Below are 24,373 nucleotides of genomic sequence, written 5' to 3'. Positions count from 1 at the left end.
TACCGTGCGACAAAGATCTACAACATAATCTAAGCGTCCATCTCACAGGAAAATCAAAATGCCATCAATTGATGTTATTGGTCGGATCACCGGTGCGGCTGGTGGGATCGACTCGACCACAAGCGTTGGTTCAGATACCCTATCGCAGGCGAACAATAGTGCTCAGCTTTCAGCAATGGGCGCAGGATTGTTTACTGCCGTAGCTACTCTGATAGCAGTTACGGTTGGTATGGTAGCGGCCGATCTCCAAATAAACAAATTGATTGCAGGCCATAATCAAGGCGCTTCCGTTAATACTCAATCCGCCGATGTCATTACTTTGATCGGTGACATCAGTATCACCCGAACGAGGCGGCCGACCAGCGGGTGAAGGCGCTCCAGAAGGTGGCGGTGGCCGACCAGAGGCTGCGCAAGGAGCGCCAGCGCGAGGCCTTGCGGCACTTGCGGGCTTCGGTGTCGGGCGCAGGTCCGCGCGGAAGGGGCGGAGGTGGCGCTGCGGCCGGGGATGACGGCGCAGGTCGACATCGCCACGGGCAAGCGCCGGATCGTCGCCTTCCTCCTCGATCCCATCGAGAAACACGTCTCGGAGGCAGGACATGAACGATAGAACCAGAGGACAGGTCGCTTATTTCCGTACGTTGACAATGCACGTGTTATTTATCGTGTTTTATTTCACAATATCATCCTCATGTTCAAGATCGTATGCGGAAATAATATTTAATAGATGTACAGACATAAAGGAATTTGTATCCAAAATCAAAAGCTTTTCCCCGACGAGAGACAAAGACACATTCGTTTACAAGCTGGATGGACATCAGATATTTAAAGTTCATACCTCTGATGAAAGTGCTGTAATAACTACTGTAAGAGGCAACCCGACGTATTCAGTCGAGAATGTCAAAGGGATTTTTATGGAAACATATGATCACATCGAACAATTGCCGGATGAGTCCTCCATCAGCAGATACATAGTAGTGACAGATATAGTGGGAGGCAGTTTTATTATTCATGCAACAAGAAGCCCTGATGGAAAAATAAAAAGAATAGACGTTGAAAGAAGTCAAATAAATCGACTCTGCAGGATAAATTGAACGTCATTGTTAGGAGAAGAAAATGGCACAAACTGTTGATGGCGCCCCGGTCAAAATCATCGTTAGCGGGAGCCACCAAGATGCACTGGTGAATTATGCTCATAAATTGATCGACACCGATGCTTGGGTCGACCGCTCGATTGTCATAACCGGGCACGGATTTCATCGCGGATTTCACAATGTCGTTGTCACCGACAACCCAAATGACATATCTGCTTCGTCGCTTATCAGCATCTATAGCGTTTTATATAACAATGCTACAACTACTAGACAGAAACGAGTAGGTGTTGCCAACGATCAGTCGGGCGCAACTTCACGGCCTGTCGGGCGACCGCGAGGGACAGGGCTACCATCTCCTCGGCTCCTTGGATCGCGCGCAGATCCGCGCGGAGGGGGCGGACATTGCACTGCGGCTGAGGATGCCAGCGCAGGTCGACATCGCCACCAGCCAGCACTGGGCGATCGCTTTCCTCTTGAATCCCATCGAGAAACATGTCGAGGAGGCCGGGCATGACGGTAAAATTTTATAGAAAATCGGCCGTTATCTCCCCGATATCCGTCTGGTTGGCCGTTATCTCCCTAATATCCGTCTGGATTGTCAAATTTCTGATTGCAACATCTCGATCATATCTTCTTGTAGCTATAATTTTTTTCACTGCCATTCCGAGACATTCATACGCCAAAAACAGAAATATACCATTTTACTTGTTTGCGTTAGGGTGCTGGAAAAAATCAGATGGAGAGATTATCGATCGCTTGTGCTTTGACTCAAAGGGCACAGTTACCGGAATTACATCAAAAAACGGCGAAGCATTTTCTGAAAATGGTATTTTCCAGGCCACATCAACCTCTATCACAATCATGGGGTTTCCCGGAAATGGGTGGCCCTCTCCAAATGAAATAGATAAATGTAAATACAATGTTTTAATAGACAATTCCGAATTACAGTTCGAAGATTGCGGATTAAATGGCACCTGGGAAAAGACAAACCTAAAGTAAAATCAACACATCATTAATTCTGCATGGAGATGATAAATGGCTAACACACAAAGAATTGGCAATGTGACAATTGACTATACTGGCGGTCCAGCAAGTATGTTATCGTCGGTGAAATCAACATTTGCAACGCTTTACTGCGACGCGCAAACGTCAGATTTGATACAAGGACAGTATACCAGCTATCGAATTGCTTTTTCAAACGGCGATCCAGCTAAAAATGCAACAACGAGCGGCAGCGGGGTGAATGCAGTCACAACGTTTAATATTAACAATATGCATCCCGATGGCGCCGGGGGCGTTGTGATGATAAATTCAAATGACGTAGCCAAGCCCTTTGAGATCACCGCAGTGCATGAAGCAGTACACGTAGAATTCCCAGACCTGTCTGGGGACACAAGGATTGGGCACGACAATGCAGTCGGCGATTATTTATTTAGGACCATAACTATAGACACGGCAAACAGGTTGTTTGGAAATCATGATAGTGATGAAAATGCCGCGCGCACTAGTGACCTAGCTGATGCAAATCAAAATGATGCGTTTTTGGCAAGCGGCATAAAATTAGATCAAATTAATAATACCGCACAAGCAATAGATATCCTTAGGGATGAAAACAGCGGTATTAAGCAATTTCTATCGCCTAAGGCGCAAAAAGATGAATATGACGCCCCAGATATTGGTGAGGCTGGTGCATATAAATATAAAAGCCAAGACGAAGACGGTAACAACAATATCACCGACTATAGTACAACAGGTGTTGAAAATTCGGTCTGCCATTACGATCAGAGTGGAAATCTACAATCTGTCGATATATATGCTGGAGGAAATTATAATTTTGACGGCGCAAATATAAATATTATGTCAGGTGAATTAATAAACATTTCTGGGACAGGGGACGTTATTCAACTTCAGAGCAACGCCGACAATCAGATCGGCGTGTTTGGCCAAAACCAAACCGTCAACGGCGACACGGGCAACGACGTAGTCAACCTCGGCGGTGACGGAACCACCGCAACCGTCAACGGTGGCGGCACTGTCGGCCTTATCAACAACCAGCAAACCCTAACGCTCGGAGATAGCGGCTCCACGGTCAACACCGCGCCCGGGGTCGTGAACGAGGTCATCAGCGGATCGGGTGAAGGCATCAACCTCACCGCCAACTCGGCCGCGAACATCGACGGCTCTGGTAATACGATCAATCTCAACACCGGCGACAGCATTGCCGTCCATGGCGGGGGAAACACCATCAACGGGGGCGCCGACGAACGCATCTACGTCGGAAATACAGACGGTAATCCCGATACGCTCAATGTCAGCAATGACCGCGAGAATTCGGATGCGATCGATCACCAGACCACCGGGATCTTTTTCGGCCCCCAAACGCAGGCGTCTCTCAACGGAACGGGCGACGGATACTCATCTGCGCCGGGGGACCAGATCACGTCCCCGGATGACTTCATGAGCGATTACGAAGGAAACGCGCCTTTCGACAACGGATACTATAGCGGGGATGATCCAAGCAGTTCTGGTCAAGGAGACGATCCAGGCGGCTCGGACGGCTCCACCAGCCCCGGAAGCCCGGACGGCTCGGACGGGTCGGACGGCTCCATCAACCCCGGCAGCGCGGACGGCTCGGACGGTTCCATCAGCCCCGGCAACTCGGACGGGTCGGACGGCTCCATCAACCCCGGAAGCGCGGACGGCTCGGATGGGTCGGACGGATCCATCAGCCCCGGAAGCACGGACGGCTCGGACGGGTCAATCGGTGCGGACGGCGGGGACGACGGAGGTTTCTTTGGTGGCTTCGGCGACCCGCTGATCCTCGACCTCGCCCACGGCGGCGTTCAGACCGTGAACGCCGACCATTCGCCCGCGCGCTTCGACATGGGGAACGACGGCCGCCGGGTTCAGACAGGATGGGGAACGCCAGGCGAAGGCTATCTCGTTGACCTTCCGAGCGGCGCCCAGACCCCGACCGATGCTGCCGATCTCGTGCCGACCTTCGAAGCCCTACGAGCCGCGGATACGAACCAGGACAGCGTGCTCGATGCGCATGATGCGGGCTGGAGCAACCTGAAGGTCTGGGTCGATGCGTCCGGGACCGCGGTATCGGACCCCGGTTCGCTCCACTCCCTGGGCGATCTGGGCATCGTGTCTATCGATCTGAACGCCACGCCGGATGGTCGCCTCGATCACGGAAACACGATCTTGGCCGACGGGAGGTTCACGTGGGCCGACGGCTCTCGCGGCGACATCGCGGACGTCGCCTTGCGGTTCCGGACGAACCCGTCGCCGGTCTCGAACGGCGAGGCCGCCATCGATCCCGGAACCCAGACGCAGGCGTCGCAGCTCGTCGCGGCGATGTCGACCTTCGGCGTCAACCCGGCTGCCGAAAGCACGGTGCAGACCGCCCCGCCATCGGGTCAAATCGCCCTGACGGTCGATCCGACCGCCGCGCAAGCGCGCAGGCTGGCGGCCTAGGCTGTCCGGAATGGCGCCTCCCAGCGACCGCGTCCTCCAGCGTCTGCTGGGCCGTGACGATCACCTCGGCGGTGCGGGCGGCGAGCGCCTTGCCGGCTTCCGAGGAGCCGGCCTGCACCACGACCGGATGCCCCTGCGGCGCACGCGGCACGTTGAGGGGGCCGCGCACCGAAACATGCGCCCCCTCGTGCGCGAGGAGGTGCAGCTTTTCGGGATCGAAGAAGCGCCCGGATTCGCGGTCGCGCACGAAGGCGTCGTCCGCGTAGGAATCCCACAGGCCGCGCACGACATCGACGAACTCCTCCGCCCTGGCGGATCGGTCGGCATGAGCGAGGTGGCTCGCGCGGCTGAAATTCCAGGCCTCGCGCGGGTCGGCGGAGGTGACGAGGTTCCAGCCCGCGCGGCCGCCGCTCAGATGGTCGAGGAAGGCGAACTTGCGCGCGACGTGGAACGGCTCGTTGTAGGTCGTGGACGCGGTCGCCACGAGGCCGATGCGCTCCGTGACCGCCGAGAGGTGAGACAGCAGGGTCAAGGGCTCGAACTGGCCGACATAGCGGATCGCCGTCCGGCTCAGGGCCTCGAGGTCGTCGCCCCGGACGCTGACCCCGTCGGCGAGGAAGATCAGGTCGAACTTCGCCGCCTCGGCCGTGCGGGCGATCTGCCGGTCATGGGCGGCGTTGATCCCGGCATCGGCCTGCGACGACGGATGCCGCCTGCGGCGACATGGTGTCCGCCGGGATACAGGAACGCGCCCAGGCGCATGCGGTCGCGGCGTCCCATGTCCGTCGCCGCCTCACGCCGATCCGACGCGATATTGGCGCGGCGGCGCCGCGCCGGAGATCGCGAAGGCGCCGACGGAGCGGTCCCGGTAGATCCGCGGATTGTGCGAGGCGATGGTGCGGGCGTTGCGCCAGTAGCGATCGAGCCCGGTTCCGACCTTGACCGCGGAGGCGCCGAGCGCGTCGAACAGGCAGGTCGTCGCGGTCAAGATCAGGTCGGTGACCACGCCGACCGCCTGGTTGACCTCGACATCGGCGAGCGTCGCCTGTCGCTCCGCATCCGGCGATCCGGCACGGTGCGCGTCGTAAACCCTCTGCAGCGCCTCGGCGGCCTTGAGCACGATCGCGCCCGCCGCGTAGGCGTTGGCCCGAACGCGGCCCACGACCGCCTGGATCTGCGGATCGTCGGCCGTCCGCCCGGCATTGCCGTGGCTGTAGACGCGGGTCCGCTCGGCCACTAGCCGCGCCACGTCGTCGGCCGCAGCCCGGCCGACGCCGGCCAGCGTCGCCAGGTGCACGAGCTGGAAGAACGCCATGGCATAGGGGAAGCGGGCGGGATCGGGCTTGATCAGGCCCGGATCGAGCACCACGCCCTCGAAGGTCGCGGTGCCGCTGGCGGTGAGCGCCTGCCCGAATCCGTCCCAATCGTCGACGATGGTCACGCCGGGCGCGCGCACGGGCACCGCCGCGGTGACCGGGCCGCCCGCTTCGTCCTCGGCCGAGAGGTGGATGTAGTCCGCGAACAGCGAGCCGGTCGTGTAGAATTTCCGGCCATCCACCACATGGGCGCCGTCACGCCGGCGCACCACCGTGTCGAAGGCGCCGACCTTGGCCGGCCCCGTTTCCGAGACGCCGCTGCCGATGGTCTCGCCGGCTCCGATCCGCCCGATCCAGGCCGCGCGCCATTCCGGCGACGACGAGCAGAGTGCATCCTCGGTGAAGCCGAAATGGGCCCGGAGCGCATTGGTGACGTTGGAATCCGCGGCCGACAGCTCGACCAGCAGGGCGAACAGCTCGGGCAGGCTCGCGCCGTGGCCGCCCTCGGCCGGCGCGAGGCGCAGGGTGGTGAAGTTGGCTTCCCGCAACCAGCCGATCTCGGCATGAGGCAGGCGACGGCTGCGGTCCCGCTCGATCGCCGTGGCGCGGATCTCAGCGAGGACCGGGCGGAACCGGTCCGCGAGCTCGTCGTAGCGCCCGCTCGGCCCCGCACCCCAGCCTGCATCCGTCTGAGACATGAACACGATTTCCCGATTCCGGCCGACTGCGCGACAGAGCGACCGATAAATCGATGAATTGCCCTCCGATCTCAAGCCGAGCATCGTGCAAGCACATGTTTTTGGAATGTCTGCCCTGGCTTTGAGGAGAGCAAGGCAATTTCGTTTCGATCTGTGCCGACAGGAAAGAAGACGTTTTCCCGGTCCAGATCTGGATCATCAAGCTCGGACCGATCGCTCGGCAGGATCTCAGTATTATCTGCATACCGCCGCTCACGAACAGACAGGAGACCTATTCTCTCCGACGAGCCGATCGAAGAAGGCGCTTCCACGCATCCGGGGAAAATCGAAACCGCGGTTTCTTGATCCGACGCCCTTGCTCGACTTCAATACGCGAGCCGGCGAGCGGCGGGCGGGCCCGAGACGGCGTGGCCGCCACCGTATCGGCCTCTCTCCCGCCTTCCAGCCGATGTGCGAGCCTTCGATGACCGACGAGACCCCGTGGCGGATCGCGCCCTCCCGCCGTTCGCTCCTCCGCACCGGGCTCGGCGGAGCCGCTGCCCTGGCGCTCGGTGCGCCGGCCGTACGCGCGGCGCCGCGCGAGGTGAAGATCAGCATGCAGCGCTCGTCGGTGCTGTTCACGGTGCTGAAGGTGAAGGGCACGCTCGCCGAGCGGCTCGCCCCGCTGGGCTTCACGCCGTCCTGGCACCTGTTCACCAGCGTGATCGAGCCAATGAATGCCGGCGCCGTGGATATTCATGCGGACGTCGCCGACGCCGTGCCGATCTTCACCCAGTCGGCCAAGGCGCCGCTCACCTTCTACGCCCGCGAGCGGGGCGCGCCCGCGGCCGAGGCGATCATCGTGCCGGCCGACTCCGCGATCCGCACGATCGCCGACCTGAAGGGCAAGACGGTGGGCGTCTCCCGCGGCTCGGGGAGCCATTACGTGCTGGCCGCCGCGCTCAGGCGCGCCGGCCTGACGTTCGCCGACATCAAGCCCGCCTACCTCCAGGCGCCGGACGGAGCCGTCGCCTTCGATCAGGGCAGCCTCGACGCGTGGTCGATCTGGGACCCGTTTCTGGCCTTCGCGGAGGCCAAGCGCCCGGTGCGGGTCATCGCCGACGGCGGCGGGCTGACGAGCTACCACCGCTATTATCTGGCGAACGACAGCTTCGTCGCGGCACAGCCCGAGGTGGTGGCGACCGTCTACCGCTCCCTGGTGGAGGCCGGTGCCTGGATGAAGGCGAACCCGGAGGCGGCCGTGGCGCTGCTCGCCCCGATCTGGGGCGACCTGCCGCCGGCGGTCGTCGCCGCAGCCAACAGCCGCCGGACCTACGCCGTCGAGCCGGTGGAGCGCGCCCAGCTCGGCGAGCAGCAGGCCATCGCCGACGTGTTCTACGAGGCCAAGCTCATCCCGCGCCGGATCGACGCCACCGACGTGCCGATCTTCCAGCCCCCCGTCGGCCGGGGCTGACGCCGTGACCCATGCTCCCCGTTTCGGCATCTGGGCCGCCGTCCACGGCTCCCGCGCCTCCCACCACGATCCCGACGAGCCGGACGATGCCGGCTGGGAGCGCAACCGCGCCCTGGTGCTCGAGGCGGAGGCGCTCGGCTTCGACGCGGTGCTGGTCGCCCAGCACACGATGAACCCCTACGATTCCGGGCGCGACCAGCTCGAGGCCTGGACCGGGGCGGCGGCGCTCGCGGCGCTGACCCGGCGCATCGAGATCATCGCGGCGATCAAGCCGGGACTGTACCACCCGGTGGTGCTCGCCAAGATGGCGCTGCAGATCGAGCATATCAGCGGCGGGCGCTTCGCCCTGAACCTCGTGAATGCGTGGAACAAGGCGGAGTTCGAGCGGGCCGGCCTGCCCTTCCCGGCCCATGACGACCGCTACGCCTACGGCCGCGAATGGATCGGCCTCGTGGACCGGCTGATGCGCGGGGAGACCGTGACCTTCGCGGGTGCGCACTTCCAGGTCGAGGAGTATCGGCTCCGCCCGGCCGGCACCTTCCGGCCGCGGCCGACCATCTATCTCGGCGGCGAATCCGAGCCGGCCCGGGCGTTGGCGGCCGACCACGCCGACGTGTGGTTCATCAACGGCCAACCGCTGCGGGACGTCGCGGCCTTGATCGCCGACCTGCGCCGGCGTCCCACCGCCAACGGCCCCTTGCGCTACGGGCTTTCGGCCTTCGTGATCGCCAGGGACACCGATGCCGAGGCGCAAGCCGAGCATGCCCGCCTCCTCGCCCTCGCAGAGCGCGACGCGCCGTTGCGGGCCGACACCCGCGCCCGGACCGATCAGGCGAGCGTGATGTTCGCCAAGACCGATGCCGCCGCCTCGCGGCACGTCGGAACCAATGGCGGCACCGCCGCCGGGCTAGTGGGCAGCTACGACACGGTGGCCGAGCGCATCCGCGCCTTCCACGCCGCCGGCATCGACCTGTTCATGCTGCAGTTCCAGCCGTTCGAGGCGGAGATGCGCCGCTTCGCCGAGCAGATCCTGCCGCGCGTGCGCTGAACCGGAGACCATCGATGAGCGGCCGCCAGCTGCACCTCAACGTCAACCTGCTGCATTCGGGCGTCTACCCGTCCGCCTGGCGCCTGCCGGACAGCCGGCCGGACGCCTTCGTCGACATCGACCACTTCGTGCGCGTCGCTCGGATCGCGGAGCGCGGCAAGCTCGACGCGATCTTCCTGGCCGACACGCCCGCGATCAACGACCGGATCGACCACCGGCCGTTCAACGCCCTCGAGCCGACCGTGGTGCTCGCGGCCGTGGCGGCGGCGACGCGCCATGTCGGCCTCGTGGCCACCGCCTCGACGACCTACAACGAGCCCTACAACCTCGCCCGCCGCTTCGCGAGCCTCGACCTCGTGAGCCGCGGCCGGGCCGGGTGGAACGTGGTGACGACGGCCGACGCCGCCGCCGGCCGCAACTTCGGCTTCGCGGGCGCCTCGGCGCACGGCGCGCGCTATGCCCGGGCGCGGGAGTTCACCGACCTCGTCCACGCCCTGTGGGACAGCTGGGAGGACGACGCGTTCGTCGGCGACAAGGCGAGCGGCCGCTTCGTCGACGCCGCCAAGGTCCACGCCATGAATCATCGCGGCACGCACTATTCGGTCGCCGGGCCGCTCACGGTGCCGCGCAGCCCGCAGGGACGGCCGGTGACCTTCCAGGCCGGCGGTTCGGAGGTTGGGCGCGAGCTCGCCGCCGCCACCGCCGACGCGGTGTTCTCCCTGGCCCAGACGATCGAGGACGGCGCCGCCTACGCCCGCGACCTGCGCGCGCGGGCGGCGCGCTACGGACGGGGGGCCGACGCGCTGGTCGTCCTGCCGGGCCTCGCCACCGTGATCGGCTCCACCGAAGCCGAGGCGCGGCGGCGCCAGGACGCGCTCTGGGACCTCGTGCCGGTGGAGTACAGCCTCGCGCGCCTCGCGGGCACGCTGCGGATCGATCCTGCCCGCCTCGACCTCGACAAGCCGCTGCCCGATCCGCTGCCGCTGCCGCCGGATGCCAACCACACGATGTTCCTCGGCACCGTCGCGCTCGCGCGCCGAGACGCGCTGACGGTACGCCAGCTCCTGCGGGCCCTGGGCGGCGGCGTCGGCCACCGCATCGTCGCGGGCACGCCGGAAGCGATCGCCGACGACATCGAGGCCTGGTTCCGGGCCGGCGCGGCGGACGGCTTCAACCTGATGCCGGACGTGCTTCCGGACGGCCTGGAGACCTTCGTGGACGCGGTCGTGCCGATCCTCCAGCGGCGCGGCCTGTTCCGGCGCGACTACGCCGGGACCACCCTGCGGGATCATCTCGGCCTCGCGCGCCCTGCCAGCCGCTTCGCCGCGACGGGGGCCGCCGCTTCGGCGTGAGCCCCGTCGCGGCAAGGGGCCGGGAGAACATCGCTATCCTCCCGCCGCGAAACACGGCGACGATCCCCTTCGAACGGGCCGAAATTCGGCAATCGCTGCTCTTGATGCGAGACCTTCGTTTCGAGATACCAAGACCAGTCTTCATCATCGAAATCCCATCGAAAAGCGTGCGCCGTGCCTGCATCGACCCGTCGCGTCTTCCTGTCCGGCGCCCTGGCCCTTTGCGTCGGGCCGGCCCGCGCCGCGTCGGCGCCCTTGCGGGTCGTGGCCTCCTCGCTGCCGCATGCGGAGATCCTCGAATTCGTCGGCGACAAGCTCGCCCCCGACCTGCCGCTGAAGGTGATCGAGATCTCGGGCGATCTGCGCCCGAACGCCCTGCTGCGTGACGGCGACGCCGACGCCAACTTCTTCCAGCACGTCCCCTTCCTCCGCTCGGAGGAGGCCGCCATGGGGATGCGCTTCGCCGTCGTGGCGGCGGTGCATGTCGAGCCGCTGGGATTGTACAGCCGCCGGGCCAAGGCGCTCGCGGACCTGCCGGCCGGCGGGGTCGTCTCCCTGTCGAACAACGTCTCGAACACCCACCGCGGGCTGTCGCTGCTTCAGGCCAAGGGCCTGATCCGGCTGCGGGCGAAGGAGGCGGACGTGAACGCGACGGTGGACGACATCGTCGAGAACCCGAAGAGCTTCCGGTTCGTCGAGATCGCGCCCCCGCAACTGCCGCGCTCCCTCGACGACGTGGCGCTCGCGGTCATCAACGGCAACTACGCGCTGGAAGCGGGGCTGGAGCCTGCGCGGGATGCGCTGGCGCTCGAACGGGCCGAGGGCAACCCCTACGCGAACGTCCTCGTCACGACGGAGGGCCTGGCGAAGGATCCCCGCGTGTTGCGCCTCGGAACCCTGCTGACCTCGGCCGAGGTCGCGGATTTCATCCGCAAACGCTACCGCGGCTCGGTCGTCCCCGTCCGCCCGTCCTGACCGGCACGGCCCGGGCGAGGCCGCTCCGGCCCACCGATCGACCCTCTGCCCCCTTACCCCCGCCCGCTGCCCCGGCTTCGCCGAGCCGAGCGACCGGAGTCCCCGACCGATGCGCTTCCTGAAGACTTTCGCCGTCGTTCTCTTGTCCATGGGCGCGATGGCGGCCCAGGCCGAGACCTTGAAGATCGGCACCGTGCCGGGCGCCTACAGCGACGCCGTCACCGCGGCCGCCAAGGAGGCCAAGGCGCAGGGCATCGACGTGAAGGTGATCGAGTTCAGCGACTGGACGACGCCCAACGTCGCCCTCGACGGGGGCGACATCGATCTGAACTTCTTCCAGCATCGTCCCTTCATGGAGAACGCCGCGAAGCAGAAGGGCTACCGGTTCGACATCGTCGGGCTCGGCATCCTGCAGAACATCGGCCTGTTCTCGCTCAAGCATAAGAGCCTCGACCAGGTCCCGGTGGGGGGCAAGGTCGCCATCGCCAACGATCCGGTGAACCAGGGCCGAGGCCTGCTGCTGCTGCAGAAGGCCGGCCTCATCAAGCTCAAGGACGATGTCGGCTTCCTCGGCACCGTCGACGACATCGTCGAGAACCCGAAGACGCTGAAATTCACCGAGGTCGAGGGGCCGCAACTGGTGCGGATCACCGGCGATGTCGATCTCGCGCAGGGGTATCCGCATTTCATCGTCGCCGCCGGTGCCTTCGATCCGACGAGCGGGCTGATCTATTCCGGGATCGAGGACAAGCTCTTCGCGGTGAGCTTCGTCACGAAGGCCGCTCGCAAGGACGATCCGACGATCCGGAAATTCGTCCAGATCTTCCAGAACTCCGAGGCCGTGAAGCAGCAGATCGACAGATCCTTTGCCGGCAGCGACAAGCTGTACCTGCTCGCGTGGCAGAACTGACGATGGCGAGCTTGGCTCTGGACAGTCTCGGATCGATCGATCCGGCCGCGCCGAAGGCGACGGGCGCAAACGCGGTCCCGGTGGCCCGGACGGAAACGGGCCCGCGCGGCGTCGGCACGGTGCGGTTCGAGAACGTCGCGAAGACCTATCGCTCCGCGGGCGGCGAGGTCCGCGCCCTCGACGACGTCAGCCTCAACGTCTCGTCCGGCGCGATCTTCGGCATCATCGGCCGCTCGGGTGCCGGCAAGTCGACCCTGCTCCGGACCGTCAACCGGCTGGAGGAGCCCACATCGGGCCGCGTGCTGGTCGACGGCGAGCCCATCGAGGCCCTGCGCACGGACGGTCTCGTGGCCCTGCGCCGCCGCATCGGCATGATCTTCCAGCACTTCAACCTCCTATCGGCCAAGACCGTCCGGCAGAACGTGGCCCTGCCGCTCAAGGTGGCCGGCATCGGCAAGGCGGAGGTCGACCGGCGGGTCGCGGAGGCGCTGCGCCTCGTCGGCCTGGAGGGCAAGGCCGAGACCTATCCGTCGCGCCTCTCGGGCGGGCAGAAGCAGCGCGTCGGCATCGCCCGCGCCCTGGTCAGCGACCCCGAGATCCTGCTCTGCGACGAGGCGACCTCGGCGCTGGACCCGGAGACCACCCTGTCGATCCTCGGCCTGCTGCGGGACATCAACCGGCGGCTCGGGCTGACCATCATCCTCATCACCCACGAGATGAGCGTGATCCGCGAGATCTGCACCGACGTCGTCGTGCTGGAAGCCGGGCGGATCGCCGAATCCGGCCCGGTCTGGCGCGTGTTCGGCGCGCCCGAGCACCCAGCGACCCGGGCGCTGCTGGCGCCCCTCACCCGCGACGTGCCGGACGACCTGGCGCAGCGGCTCCTGTCGCATCCCGTGCCGGGCGCGCAGGCCGTGCTGCGGATCACCTATGCCGGGCGGTCCGCGCCCGACCTGTCGGCCCTCGTCGCGGCGACGGGGGGATCGGTGCGGCTTCTGCAGGCGGGCGTCGAGCGCATCCAGGGGCATGCCGTCGGCCGCCTGCTGATCGCCGCCGAGGGGATGCAGGCGGAGGCCCGGCTGAGGGCCATCGGGGAAACCGTCGAGGGGATCGGCTATGTCGCCGCAGATGATTGACCGCCTCTGGCAGGCGGCGTTCGACACGATGTTCATGGTGGGGGTCTCGGCGGGGATCGCGGTGGTCGCCGGCATCCCGCTCGCGCTGTTCCTCGTCACCTCCGGGCCGGGCGGCATCTTCCCGGCGCCGCGGGCGAACCGCTTGGTCGGCCTCGTCGTGAACGGCTTCCGCGCCGTGCCCTTCATCGTGCTGCTGGTCGCGCTGATCCCGTTCACCCGGCTCGTCGTCGGAACCACGATCGGCGTCTGGGCCGCCATCGTGCCGCTGGCGGTGAGCGCGACGCCGTTCTTCGCGCGGATCGCCGAGGTCTCGCTGCGGGAGGTCGATCCCGGGCTGGTCGAGGCGGCCCAGTCCATCGGCTGCCGCCGTCGCCACATCCTGCTCCACGTGCTGCTGCCCGAAGCCCTGCCGGGGATCGTCGGCGGCTTCACCATCACCGTCGTGTCGATGATCGGCGCCTCGGCCGTGGCCGGTGCGGTCGGCGCGGGCGGGCTCGGCGACGTGGCGATCCGCTACGGCTACCAGCGCTTCGACACGACCGTGATGTCGGTGGTGATCGTGATCCTGATCGTTCTCGTCTGCCTCGTGCAATTCACGGGCGACAGCGTCGTGCGGAGGCTCCGGGCGCGATGAGCGACGGCCGAAAGCAGATCCGGCTCAATGCGTTCAACATGAACTGCGTCGGCCACATCAACCACGGCCTGTGGACCCACCCGCGCGACCGCTCGGCCGCGTACAACACCCTGCGCTACTGGACGGACCAGGCGAAGCTTCTGGAGCGCGGCCTGTTCGACGGGCTGTTCATCGCCGACATCCTCGGCGTCTACGACATCTACGGCGGCGGCATCGACGTGACGGCGCGGGAAGCCGTGCAGCTGCCGGTGAACGACCCGACGCTGATCGTTCCGGCCATGGCCGCGGTGACGGAGCATCTCGGCTTCGGCATCACGCTCAACGTCTTTGCGGAGGCGCCCTACACCTTCGCCCGGCGCCTCTCGACGCTGGACCATCTCACCGGCGGGCGGGTCGGCTGGAACATCGTCACCGGCTACCTCGAGAGCGCCCATCGCGGCCGGGGCGAGGCGCTTCCGGCGCACGACAGGCGCTACGATTACGCCGACGAGTATCTCGAGGTGCTCTACAAGCTCTGGGAAGGAAGCTGGGACGACGCGGCGGTGCGCCGGGACCGCGAGGCGCGGGTGTTCAGCGATCCGGCGCTGATCCGGCCGGTCTCCCATCGCGGCGAGTTTCTGGCGGTCGACGGCTACCACCTGTGCGAACCCTCGCCCCAGCGGACGCCCGTGCTCTACCAGGCGGGCGCTTCCGGCCGCGGCCGGGCCTTCGCCGGACGGCACGCCGAGTGCGTGTTCATCTCGGCGCGCGACAAGGCGTCGGCCCGCGATTCGGTCCGCGCGATCCGCGCCGAGGCCGCTGCCGCCGGGCGCGACCCGCAGGACGTGAAGGTGTTCATCGGCATCGCCGCCATCCCCGGCCGCACCCGTGCCGAGGCGGAGGACAAGCGCGCCGAGTACATGCGCTACGCCAGCGCCGAGGCCGGGCTCGCCCACTTCTCCGCCTCCACCGGCATCGATTTCGCCCGCTACGGCCTCGACGAGCCGATCCCCTACGCCCCGGGCAACGCGATCCAGTCGGCCACCGCCGCGGCGGCCAAGCGCGGGCTGACCAAGCGCGACCTGCTCTCGGAAATGGGCCTCGGCGGCCGCTACGCGGTGCTGACCGGCGACGCCGCGTCCATCGCCGACGAGCTGCAATCCTGGGTCGAGGAGGGCGAGGTGGACGGGTTCAACCTCAGCCGCCTCGTCGTGCCGGAAAGCTTCTCGGATTTCATCGACCTCGTGATCCCCGAGCTCCAGGACCGCGGACTGTACAAGACCGCCTACGCGCCGGGCTCGCTCAGAAACAAGCTGTTCGGCCAGGGCGACCGCCTGCCCGCCCGCCACGCCGCACAAGCCTATCGCGGCGCCGCCGCGCTCGGAGGCTGACCGCAGGCGTCCTGCCGCCGTCCCGAAGAGCCCGGCTGCGACAACAGCGAGGCTCGGATGGCCGGCCCCCCTTCCGGCCGGATCGAGGCGAGTCCCCCGCGATGGATCTCACGGGTCGCCGGCGCCCTCGCCCGCGACGCCGGCCGGCCTGCCGCCGGACGACATGACGTATCGCCCACGATCACGGTGAGGGTCCTGCGGAACGAGCGATGCGGCGAAGCGAAACGGGGACCGGCAAGCCGCGATCAGGCCGCCGCCTCATCCTCGCCCCAGCGACGCAGCGCCCGGACATGCGGCCGCAGCAGCGTGATGCCGAGAAGCGAGATGCCCGCGAGCGTCGTGCCGAACAGCGCGATCGGCAGCCACGCCCCACCCGAGGCTTCCGCCAGCACCGTGCCGACGATCGGCGTCAGGCCCCCCGCCACCGCGCCGCTGAACTGGTAGCCGATCGAGATGGCGGTGTAGCGCACCCGGGTCGGGAAGGCGCCGGCGACGTAGCCGGCCACCACCGCGTAGAAGCTCGCGATACCGAGTTGGATCAGGCACAGGCCCAGCGTGATCGCGGCGAACAAGCGCGTCTCCAGCAACAGGAACAGCGGGTAGGGCGTGACGATGCACCAAAGGAGCGAGAGCTGGAGGAAGCGGCTCTCGTCGCCGAGCCGCTCGGCCACGCGCGCGGCCACCGGCTGGACGACGAACTGCACCCCGGCGGTGATCAGCAGGGCGTCGAGGATCACCGCGCGCTCGATATGCAGGTACTGCACGGCGTAGGTGATCAGGAACACCTGGTAGAGATACACCGAGGCGATGGCGAAGGTGTTGGCGGCGATCGCCATCAGCAGCGGGCCGCGCTGCGTGCGCAGCACCTCCGGGATCGGCGCCGCCCGGGCGAGCGCCTCCCGATCGGCCGCCTGCGCGGCCTGGAACGCCGGCGATTCCGCGACGCCGAGCCGGATGACGAACCCCACCGCCAGGAGCACGACGCTGGCAAGGAACGGCAGGCGCCAGCCCCAGGCGAGGAACGCCTCCTTGTCCATCAGCCCGGCCAGGCGGAACGCCAGCAGCGAGAGGATCTGCCCGGCCGGGCTGCCGAGCTGGGCGAAGGAGGCGAAGTACGTGCTGCGACCGCGGGGGGCGTGCTCGGCGGCGAGCAGCACGGCGCCGCCCCACTCGCCGCCGACCGCGATGCCCTGGAAGAGGCGCAGCAGCACCAGGGCAACCGGAGCCCAGATGCCGGCCGAGGCGTAGGTCGGCAGCAGCCCGATCGCGCTGGTGGCCAGCCCCATCATGACGAGCGTGGCGATGAGTGCGCGCTTGCGCCCGAAGCGGTCGCCGAGGTGGCCGAAGATGAGGCCGCCGGCCGGGCGCGCCAGGAAGCCGACCGCGAAGGCGCCGAACGCGGACAGCGTGCCGAGGAACGGGGTCTCGCCCGCGAAGAACAGCGGGCCGAACACCAGCGCAGCCGCGACGCCGTAGATGAAGAAGTCGTACCATTCGATGGTCGTGCCGATGAAGGCGGCGACCGCGGCGCGGCGCGACTGATCGGCGACGCCCGCTGAGGGAGTGGGTGACGCCTGCATGTCCGCTCCGCGACCGGGGGCCGAGCGCGCATCACCCGGCTCGTCATCAGGTCACGACCGCCGCCGCCGCGCAAGCCGGGGTCGCCGCGCAGCATCAGGCCATCGACCGCATCGGCGACCCGACGATGATCGATGTCGCGTCGCACGAAGCCGGTGAGCACGGTGCGCCACCTTGGCATCGAGACGGCCGCCTATGCCGGCGTTCCCGCGGCGAACGGCGCGTTCCGTTGGCTGCAGGGCGGGCGTCGTCCGATCGAGCACCGGGCTGCCCTCACGGGCATCCTGTTCGGGCCGCGCACGGGGCTGCCGTGGGAAATTTCGCTGCGGCGGGCGATCCGGACCGGGCATCCCGCGGGCGGCGGCTAGGACTTGTCCGGCTCGGTCGAGGGGGCGGCGAGGGCGCCCACGCCGTTGCCCATCTCCAATCCCCGGTGGGGCGGCACGCCGCTCGGCAGCACGGGCGCGGTCGCGGGCTCGTCCCGCACCTGCCCCAGGCCGGCTTCGACCTCCTGGATGAGGTCGGCGAACTTGTACGGCTTGCTGAGCAGGCGCGTCCCCGGCGGCAGCGCGCTGCGAAGATCCGCGCCCGCGCCCGAGGTGACGATGATGCCGACGCCGGGCCAGCGGTGGTGGACGAGATGGACGAGGGCGACGCCGTCGCCGACGATGCTGCGCCCCGTGATCAGCATGCGGACGGTGTCCGGTCCCTGGAGCAGCGCCAGCGCCTCGGCGGCGGTGCCGACCTCGATGGCCCGGTAGCCGAGATCGGTCAGCATGTCGGCGGTGACCATGCGGACGAGCTGGTCCGCCTCCGCGATGAGGATGGCGAGAGGCCTGCCGTCACCGATCATCGAATACGCTCCTGATGTCCGTCTCAAGGTCGTCAAGACGAGGAGCTGCGGAGCACTCCGGCATGGCGATGGCCGCTCCGAAGAGTTCGAAGCCGCGAACTCTGATACCGCACCCGACGAAAACCTCCTAATCCGGGCGCGATCGGAATCCTCGGCGCGCCAAGTCCGATCGCGCAAGGCGGAAGGCAATATCCGGCCGGCCGAACCCTGCTCGGATGCGGGCGGTCGGGACGGGGATGGAGCGTCGGCGGGCGCGGCGGTTCCGACGTCAGGCAACGACCGGTCCGTACGCCGCGGTCGCGGTTTCGGAGGGGAGACGGCGTGCCTGCGAGCCCGCTCCGCCTTCTGCCGCAGGGTCAGCGCGGCCACCTTCGCTTGGCGGCGTAGCGAACGGGCCTGCTCCAGCCGATGCCGGAACGCTTCCGGCCCCCGCCTCGAACGCTCGCCCCGAACTTCGTCTCGCCCGCCGCGTCCCCTGCCGGGAAAAATCTTTTCGGCCCTACTAGACGACCGGTCTAATCCGAGCTATCTCCCGGTCATGGCACGCGTCACCTCACAGACCGACACCCGCCAGGGCATCCTCGACACCGCCTACGGCCTCGTGGGCGCCAAGGGGTTCTCCGGGGTCGGGCTCAACGAGATCCTCGCTTCGGCCGGCGTGCCGAAGGGATCGTTCTACCACTACTTCGGCTCGAAGGAGGCGTTCGGCGAGGCGCTTCTGGAGGACTACTTCGACACCTACCTCGCCGAGCTCGACGCGATGCTGGCCGAGCCGAGCCTGAGCCAGGCCGACCGCCTGATGACCTACTGGCGGAAGTGGCAGGCGACGCAAGGGGGCATCGACGACCGGCGCAGGTGCCTGGCGGTGAAGCTCGCGGCGGAGGTCTCGGACCTTTCCGAGGCCATGCGCCTCGCCCTGAAGGCAGGCACCGCCGGGATCATCGAACGCCTGTCGCGAGCGATCGCGGCCGGCGTGGCGGAGGGCTCGCTCACGATCGCGAGCGAGCCGCACACGACCGCCGAGGACCTGTATCACGTCTGGCTCGGCGCCAGCCTGATGGCGAAGATCGTGCGGACCGACGCCCCGTTCGAGGCCGCCCTGAACACGACGCGGCGCATCCTCGGCCTCGCGTCGCACTGATCATCCCCTCGGCGCCGGCAACGGCACGCGTGGCTGCGCAAAACCAAGACGACCGGTCTACTCAGATCCTCATCATTCCCCTGGGCCGGCGGGGGGAACGCGAACCGGAAGGAGAAAACCGATGCCTCACCACACCAAGACGCTGGCCGCCGCCCTCCTCGCAGCCGCCGGCCTGACGGCCCTCCCGGGCGCCACCACGGACGCGACGGCGCAGGAGCGGATCACCCTGGAGACCATCGGCGCCGTCCGCATGGCCCGGTTCGAGGAGGTCCGCGGCACGAATGCGGAACTCCGCCCCGCGCAGGCGGCCCCGGCCCGCGACCCGGCCGCGGAACGCGCCGCCATGGCGCGGTAGCACCGCCAAGCCGCGGTAGCGCCGGTCCGCCCCATGCCGGCCCCCGCGCGGGGAGTCCCCCTCGAGGACGTCCTCGCACCCCACCTTCACTCGCCCAACCTCCCCTCACCCAAGCCAACGATCCGGAGAACGACATGAAGATCCTGATGGTCCTGACCTCGCACGACCAGCTCGGCGACACCGGCCGCAAGACCGGCTTCTGGCTGGAGGAGCTTGCCGCCCCCTACTACGTGTTCAAGGATGCGGGCGCGGAGGTGGTGCTGGTGTCGCCCAAGGGCGGCCGGCCGCCGCTCGATCCGAAGAGCGCCGAGCCGAGCTTCCAGACCGACACGACGCGCCGCTTCGAAGCGGACGCGGCGGCGATGGCGGTGCTGGCCGAGACCGGCCGGCTCGTCGGCGTCGGCCACGACGGCTTCGATGCCGTGTTCTATCCCGGCGGGCACGGCCCCCTCTGGGACCTCGCCGAGGACCCGGCCTCGATCCGGCTGATCGAGACCACGCTGGCGGCCGGCAAGCCCGTGGCCCTGGTCTGCCATGCCCCCGGCGTGCTGCGCCATGCCAAGGCCGGCGACGGGACGCCCCTGGTCGCGGGCCGCAACGTCACCGGCTTCGCGAACACCGAGGAGGAGGCGGTCGGCCTCACCCGGGTGGTTCCGTTCCTGGTCGAGGACGAGCTCGCACGCAACGGCGGCCTCTACGCCAAGGGTGCCGACTGGGCCCCCTTCGTCGTCACCGACGGCCTGCTCGTCACCGGCCAGAACCCCGCCTCCTCGGGCCCTGCCGCCGAAACGCTCGTCGCACGCCTCGCGAACCGCTGACGGGTCGGGCGTCCCCCGCGGCGCCCGCCCCCGACCATCGCACGGCCGGCGCACCGCACGGCCCTCCCCATGACCCGGCCGAGGCACCATGCCCGCATCGGCGATCGCGAAGGCTCTCAGATCATGACCACCGACATCGTCTTCTCGGACGCGACCGGCCTCGCCGCGCTGATCCGCACCCGCCAGGTCTCGCCGGTCGAGGTCGTGCAGGCCCATCTCGACCGCATCGCGGCGGTCGACCCCAAGGTCAACGCCATCGTCACCCTCGCGGAGGGCGCGCTCGCCGCCGCGCGGGAGGCCGAGGCGGCGGTCATGGCCGGCAAGGAGCTCGGGCCGCTGCACGGCGTGCCCTTCACCGTGAAGGATTCGATCGACACGGCAGGCGTCCTCACCCAGCGCGGCTCGCCGATCTTCGCGGGCCGCCGGCCGGACGCCGACGCCACCAGCGTCGCCCGCATGAAGAGCGCCGGCGGCATCCTGCTCGCCAAGACCAACCTGCCCGAGTTCTCCTACTGGATCGAGAGCGACAACCTGCTCTCGGGCCGCTCGAACAACCCGTGGGACCTCGACCGCACGCCCGGCGGATCGAGCGGCGGGGAGTCGGCGGCGATCGCGGCGGGCCTGTCGCCCTTGGGCCTCGGCACCGACCTCGCCATCTCGGTGCGCGGCCCGGCCGCGCAGACCGGCATCGTCGCGCTGAAGCCGACGCACGGGCGCGTGCCGATGACCGGCATCTGGCCGCGCGCGCCGCGCCGGTTCTGGCACGTCGGCCCGATGGCGCGCTCGATCCGCGACCTCGCGCTCGCCTTCGCGCAGCTGGCCGGTCCCGACGGCCTCGACGGCTTCGCCTCGCAAGGCGGCCCGTTCGACGCCGGAGCCGGCATCGCACCGGGCCGCAAGCTCCGCGTCGGCTGGATGGTCGGGCCGGGCTTCGGGCCGATCGACACGGAGGTCGCGGCCACCGTCCGGGCGGCGGCGGACGCGCTCGCGGGCGAGGGACACCCGGTGCAGGAGGTCCGCATCCCGGCCCTGGAACGCGACTTCGCCCTCGACGTGTTCAACAAGCTCCACGTCATGGAGATGAAGCCGGCCTTCCGGGAGGCGACCGCCGGGCACGAGGACCGGATGTACAGGATGGCGCGGACGATGCTGTCGCTGCCCGACACCTCGGTGGCGGACTACGTTGCGGCCGAGCAGGCGGCCGAGCGGCTGCGGGACGGCTACGCCGCCTATTTCCGGGATTACGACGTGCTCCTCACGCCCGTGCTGCCCGTGCCGGCGCACAAGCACGGCATCCGGGACCTCGTCGTCGACGGCGAGACCGTCGACCTGACCTACCTGCAGGGCGCGACCGTGCCCCTGAACGTCACCGGCCTGCCGGGGGTGTCGATGCGGTTCGGCACCAGCCGCGAGGGCCTGCCGATCGGCGTGCAGCTGGTCGGCAGCTGGCAGGCGGAGGCGACGATCCTGCACGCCGCCGCGCTGCTGGAGGGCGTGAGCCCGGTCCGCGGCCTGCACCCGAGCCTCTGACGGGAGCGGACAGGCCCGGGTCGCGCACCGCGCTCCCAGGCCGCCGGCACGAAAGCCTGCATCCGGCCGACCTTCGCACCGTTCTCGCGATGGACGGTCGAGGGGGGCGCCACCGGAGCGCCGCTGGCGGATGGCCTCTCGAAGGGCCGCCAGGCTTCGGGCCGGCGGATCGATCGCGCACCGGGCGCGCGGATCGCCGTGTCCCGCATCCCGAGGCGTCATCAGGCCGAGTCCGGCATCCGGTCGAGGAGCTTGTCGAGGGTGATGGGGTAGTCGCGCACCCGCACGCCGGTCGCGTTGTAGACCGCGTTGGCGATCGCCGGGGCGACGCCGACATGGCCGAGCTCCCCGACGCCCTTCGCCTTGACCGGGGACATGGTCGGGTCGACCTCGTCGAGGAAGACCGCCTCGAGATGGGGCACGTCGGCGTGCACCGGCACCTCGTAGCCGGCGAGATCGTGGTTCACGAAGAAGCCGCGCCGCGTGTCGACGACCATCTCCTCCATCAGGGCGGCGCCGATCCCCATGGTCATGCCGCCGATGATCTGGCTGCGCGCGGCCTTGGGGTTGATGATGCGCCCGGCCGCGCACACCGCCAGCATCTGGCGGACGCGGATCTCGCCGGTGTCGGCGTCGACGCCGACCTCGGCGAAGTGCGCGCCGAAGGTCTGCTGCGCGAAGCGCTTGGCGAGATCGCCGAACACGATGGTGTCCTCGGCGACGAGGTCGCCGGCTTCCGCCGCCCGCCCGAGCGGCACGGCGCGGTTGCCGGAGCGGACCTCGCCGTCGGCGAAGGCGACGTCGGCCGAGTTGAACCCGAGCCGCTGGGCCACCGCCTCGCGAAGCTTGACGCAGGCCGCGTAGACGCCCGCGGTGACGGAAGGAGCCCCCTGCTGGCCGCCGGAGCCGGGCGTCTCCGGAAAATCGGAATCGCCGAGGCGCGCGACGACCCGATCCGGCGTGACGCCCATCATCTCGGCGGCGGTCTGCGCGACGATGGTGTAGCTGCCGGTGCCGATGTCGGTCATGTCGACCTCGACCGTGACGACGCCGCGTGCGTCGAGGCGCACGCGGGCGGCGGACCGGGCGATCTTCGCCGCGCGGATCGCCCCGGCCATGCCGAACCCGACCCGCCAGCGCCCGTCGCGCAAGCCGGCCGGCTGCGCCTGGCGGCGCTCCCATCCGAAGCGCTCGGCACCGAGGCGCAGGCACGCGACGAAGGGCCGGGTCGAGAACGGGATCTCCGGGTGCTCGGGGTCGACCTGGGTGTCGTTGAGCGCCCGGAACGCGACCGGGTCCATCCCGAGCTTCTCGGCCATCTCGTCCATGGCGATCTCGAGGGCCATCAGGCCCGGGGCCTCGCCGGGCGCCCGCATCGCGTTGCCCTCGGCGAGGTCGAGCACCGCCAGGCGCTGGCGGGTCATCCGGTCGGCGCCGGCGTAGAAGGCGCGCGTCGCCGCCGTCGACGGCTCGGTCCGGCCGCCGGCGAGGTTGCCGTTGAGGTTGTCGTGGCCGATCGCGGTGATCCGCCCGTCCCGGGTCGCGCCGATCCAGATGCGCTGGATCGTGGCGGGGCGGTGGATGGTGGTGTTGAACATCATCGCACGCTGCAGCGCGAGCTTGACCGGCCGGCCGGCCACCCGCGCCGCCACCGCCGCGAGCGCGAGGTCGGACTGGACGGTGCCCTTCCCCCCGAACCCGCCGCCGACATACGGCGAGACGAGGCGGATCCTGTCCTTGGGGATGCCGAGCGTCCTGGCGAGGTCGCGCACGCCCCAGTTCATCTGCTGGATCGAAGTGTGGCAGGTGAGCCGGTCGCCGTCCCAGGCGGCGATGGTGGCGTGCGGCTCCATCATCGCGTGGGCCTGGTCGGGGGTGGTGTAGCGCGCGTCGAGCTGGACCGGTGCCCGCGCGAACGCGGCCTCGAAGTCGCCGACGCGGGTCTCGGGCTTGCCGCCGAACGGGCCCTGCTCGGCCACGGGCGCGGTCGCCTCCTGCGCGGCGAGGTCGAAGGCGCCCGGCTCCGCGACATACGTGACCCGGACCAGGGCCGCGGCGGCCCGCGCCTGCTCGAAGGTCTCGGCGACGACGACCGCGACGGCCTGGTGGTAGTGGTCGACGACGGGCGCGGCGAGGAAGCGGTGGACGTAGAACTCGCCCTTGCCGAGCGGGCCGGCATTCTCGTGGGTGACGACGGCGACGACGCCCGAAGCGGCCTTCGCGCGCGCCACGTCGAGGGTCGCGATCCGGCCCTTGGCGATGCCGGCGCCGACGATGAAGCCGTAGGCGAGGTTCGCGTGCGGATCGTGCCATTCGTAGGCGTAGGGCGCGGTCCCCGTGACCTTGAGCGGTCCTTCGACCCGGTCGGTCGGCTTTCCGACGACCTTGAGCTGGTCGATCGGGTTTTGGCCGGCGGGCTGGTCGAACTTCATGGCTTCAGGCCCTCGCTTGATTGAGCGCCGCGGACAGGGTCCGCTCGGCGAGCGTCAGCTTGTAGGCGTTCGCGTGCGTCGGCGCGGCGCCGGCGAAGACCTGCTCGGTCACCGCCTTGGCGCCCCGCGGCAGGTCGGCCTCGGCCGCCTCCACCCGCCAGGGTTTCGGCGCCACCCCGCCGAAGGCGACGCGGCCGGACCCG

Annotated in this window: 20 protein-coding genes and 3 pseudogenes; 17 read left to right on the top strand and 6 right to left on the bottom strand. The window is 67.9% G+C overall.

Features of this window, described 5'->3' with window-relative positions; genetic code table 11:
- The first annotated feature begins 58 nt into the window (after positions 1 to 58).
- From MKK60_RS27210 to MKK60_RS27195, 4 genes are all read left to right on the top strand, one after another.
- Positions 59 to 370, top strand: coding sequence for a hypothetical protein (locus tag MKK60_RS27210; protein ID WP_243989182.1), 312 nt, complete (start codon positions 59 to 61; stop codon positions 368 to 370).
- A 226-nt stretch (positions 371 to 596) separates the two neighbouring features.
- Positions 597 to 1,091, top strand: coding sequence for a hypothetical protein (locus MKK60_RS27205; protein WP_243989181.1), 495 nt, complete (start codon positions 597 to 599; stop codon positions 1,089 to 1,091).
- Positions 1,092 to 1,378: 287 nt separating this feature from the next.
- Positions 1,379 to 1,621 (top strand): hypothetical protein, encoded by a 243-nt coding sequence (locus MKK60_RS27200; protein WP_243989180.1) that lies wholly within the window; start codon positions 1,379 to 1,381, stop codon positions 1,619 to 1,621.
- Positions 1,622 to 2,126: 505 nt separating this feature from the next.
- Complete coding sequence (locus MKK60_RS27195) at positions 2,127 to 4,571, top strand: hypothetical protein (protein ID WP_243989179.1); 2,445 nt, start codon at positions 2,127 to 2,129, stop codon at positions 4,569 to 4,571.
- Positions 4,572 to 4,593: 22 nt separating this feature from the next.
- Here the strand turns inward: MKK60_RS27195 and MKK60_RS27190 are convergent.
- Positions 4,594 to 5,333 (bottom strand): annotated as a pseudogene (locus MKK60_RS27190) (NtaA/DmoA family FMN-dependent monooxygenase); the annotation flags it as partial.
- A 31-nt stretch (positions 5,334 to 5,364) separates the two neighbouring features.
- On the bottom strand, positions 5,365 to 6,585 hold the full coding sequence (locus tag MKK60_RS27185) for a monooxygenase (RefSeq protein ID WP_243989178.1): 1,221 nt from the start codon (positions 6,583 to 6,585) through the stop codon (positions 5,365 to 5,367).
- A 463-nt stretch (positions 6,586 to 7,048) separates the two neighbouring features.
- Here MKK60_RS27185 and MKK60_RS27180 point away from each other — a divergent pair, with 463 nt between their 5' ends.
- From MKK60_RS27180 to MKK60_RS27145, 8 genes are all read left to right on the top strand, one after another.
- Entirely contained in the window at positions 7,049 to 8,038 is a 990-nt protein-coding gene (locus MKK60_RS27180; protein ID WP_243934437.1) for an ABC transporter substrate-binding protein, read from the top strand.
- A 4-nt stretch (positions 8,039 to 8,042) separates the two neighbouring features.
- Positions 8,043 to 9,086: an LLM class flavin-dependent oxidoreductase gene (locus MKK60_RS27175; protein ID WP_243989177.1), complete on the top strand. Its 1,044-nt coding sequence runs from the start codon at positions 8,043 to 8,045 to the stop codon at positions 9,084 to 9,086.
- A 14-nt stretch (positions 9,087 to 9,100) separates the two neighbouring features.
- Positions 9,101 to 10,438 (top strand): LLM class flavin-dependent oxidoreductase, encoded by a 1,338-nt coding sequence (locus tag MKK60_RS27170; protein WP_243989176.1) that lies wholly within the window; start codon positions 9,101 to 9,103, stop codon positions 10,436 to 10,438.
- Between the two features lie 174 nt (positions 10,439 to 10,612).
- The gene (locus MKK60_RS27165) at positions 10,613 to 11,413 is read left to right on the top strand and encodes a MetQ/NlpA family ABC transporter substrate-binding protein (RefSeq protein WP_243989175.1); all 801 of its coding nucleotides are present in this window, start codon (positions 10,613 to 10,615) and stop codon (positions 11,411 to 11,413) included.
- A gap of 109 nt (positions 11,414 to 11,522) precedes the next feature.
- Positions 11,523 to 12,323 (top strand): MetQ/NlpA family ABC transporter substrate-binding protein, encoded by an 801-nt coding sequence (locus tag MKK60_RS27160; protein ID WP_243935122.1) that lies wholly within the window; start codon positions 11,523 to 11,525, stop codon positions 12,321 to 12,323.
- A gap of 2 nt (positions 12,324 to 12,325) precedes the next feature.
- Positions 12,326 to 13,459: a methionine ABC transporter ATP-binding protein gene (locus MKK60_RS27155; RefSeq protein WP_243989174.1), complete on the top strand. Its 1,134-nt coding sequence runs from the start codon at positions 12,326 to 12,328 to the stop codon at positions 13,457 to 13,459.
- Positions 13,440 to 14,093, top strand: a complete 654-nt coding sequence (locus MKK60_RS27150; RefSeq protein ID WP_243989173.1) for a methionine ABC transporter permease — start codon at positions 13,440 to 13,442, stop codon at positions 14,091 to 14,093. The genes MKK60_RS27155 and MKK60_RS27150 overlap by 20 nt, the downstream gene beginning before the upstream one ends.
- Positions 14,090 to 15,463, top strand: coding sequence for an LLM class flavin-dependent oxidoreductase (locus MKK60_RS27145; RefSeq protein WP_243989172.1), 1,374 nt, complete (start codon positions 14,090 to 14,092; stop codon positions 15,461 to 15,463). The genes MKK60_RS27150 and MKK60_RS27145 overlap by 4 nt, the downstream gene beginning before the upstream one ends.
- A gap of 245 nt (positions 15,464 to 15,708) precedes the next feature.
- Here the strand turns inward: MKK60_RS27145 and MKK60_RS27140 are convergent, their stop codons facing one another.
- Positions 15,709 to 17,043, bottom strand: coding sequence for an MFS transporter (locus MKK60_RS27140; RefSeq protein WP_243989171.1), 1,335 nt, complete (start codon positions 17,041 to 17,043; stop codon positions 15,709 to 15,711).
- A gap of 234 nt (positions 17,044 to 17,277) precedes the next feature.
- Between MKK60_RS27140 and MKK60_RS27135 the strand changes: the two are divergent.
- Positions 17,278 to 17,361: pseudogene (locus MKK60_RS27135) on the top strand (IS5/IS1182 family transposase); the annotation flags it as partial.
- Between the two features lie 44 nt (positions 17,362 to 17,405).
- On the opposite strand, the gene MKK60_RS27130 reads toward MKK60_RS27135, so the two are convergent.
- Positions 17,406 to 17,894 (bottom strand): response regulator, encoded by a 489-nt coding sequence (locus MKK60_RS27130; protein ID WP_243989170.1) that lies wholly within the window; start codon positions 17,892 to 17,894, stop codon positions 17,406 to 17,408.
- A 538-nt stretch (positions 17,895 to 18,432) separates the two neighbouring features.
- Here MKK60_RS27130 and MKK60_RS27125 point away from each other — a divergent pair.
- The 4 genes from MKK60_RS27125 to MKK60_RS27110 all read left to right on the top strand — a co-directional run bounded on the left by MKK60_RS27125 (position 18,433) and on the right by MKK60_RS27110 (position 21,738).
- Positions 18,433 to 19,035, top strand: a complete 603-nt coding sequence (locus MKK60_RS27125; RefSeq protein ID WP_243989169.1) for a TetR/AcrR family transcriptional regulator — start codon at positions 18,433 to 18,435, stop codon at positions 19,033 to 19,035.
- Between the two features lie 121 nt (positions 19,036 to 19,156).
- Positions 19,157 to 19,390 carry a hypothetical protein gene (locus MKK60_RS27120; protein ID WP_243989168.1) on the top strand — a complete coding sequence of 78 codons (234 nt, stop codon included), beginning with the start codon at positions 19,157 to 19,159 and terminating at the stop codon, positions 19,388 to 19,390.
- A 134-nt stretch (positions 19,391 to 19,524) separates the two neighbouring features.
- Positions 19,525 to 20,208, top strand: a complete 684-nt coding sequence (locus tag MKK60_RS27115) for a type 1 glutamine amidotransferase domain-containing protein (RefSeq protein WP_243989167.1) — start codon at positions 19,525 to 19,527, stop codon at positions 20,206 to 20,208.
- A gap of 123 nt (positions 20,209 to 20,331) precedes the next feature.
- A complete protein-coding gene (locus MKK60_RS27110) occupies positions 20,332 to 21,738 on the top strand; it encodes an amidase (RefSeq protein ID WP_243989166.1) in 1,407 nt (468 codons plus the stop codon).
- Positions 21,739 to 21,959: 221 nt separating this feature from the next.
- On the opposite strand, the gene paoC is transcribed toward MKK60_RS27110, so the two are convergent.
- Positions 21,960 to 24,170 carry an aldehyde oxidoreductase molybdenum-binding subunit PaoC gene (gene paoC / locus MKK60_RS27105; RefSeq protein ID WP_243989165.1) on the bottom strand — a complete coding sequence of 737 codons (2,211 nt, stop codon included), beginning with the start codon at positions 24,168 to 24,170 and terminating at the stop codon, positions 21,960 to 21,962.
- A gap of 4 nt (positions 24,171 to 24,174) precedes the next feature.
- Positions 24,175 to 24,373: pseudogene (locus MKK60_RS27100) on the bottom strand (xanthine dehydrogenase family protein subunit M); the annotation flags it as partial.

Source organism: Methylobacterium sp. J-092, assembly GCF_022829325.1.
GTDB lineage: Bacteria > Pseudomonadota > Alphaproteobacteria > Rhizobiales > Beijerinckiaceae > Methylobacterium.
The sequence above is the reverse complement of the archived record's forward strand: the minus strand, read 5'-3'. Positions and strand labels throughout refer to the sequence as shown.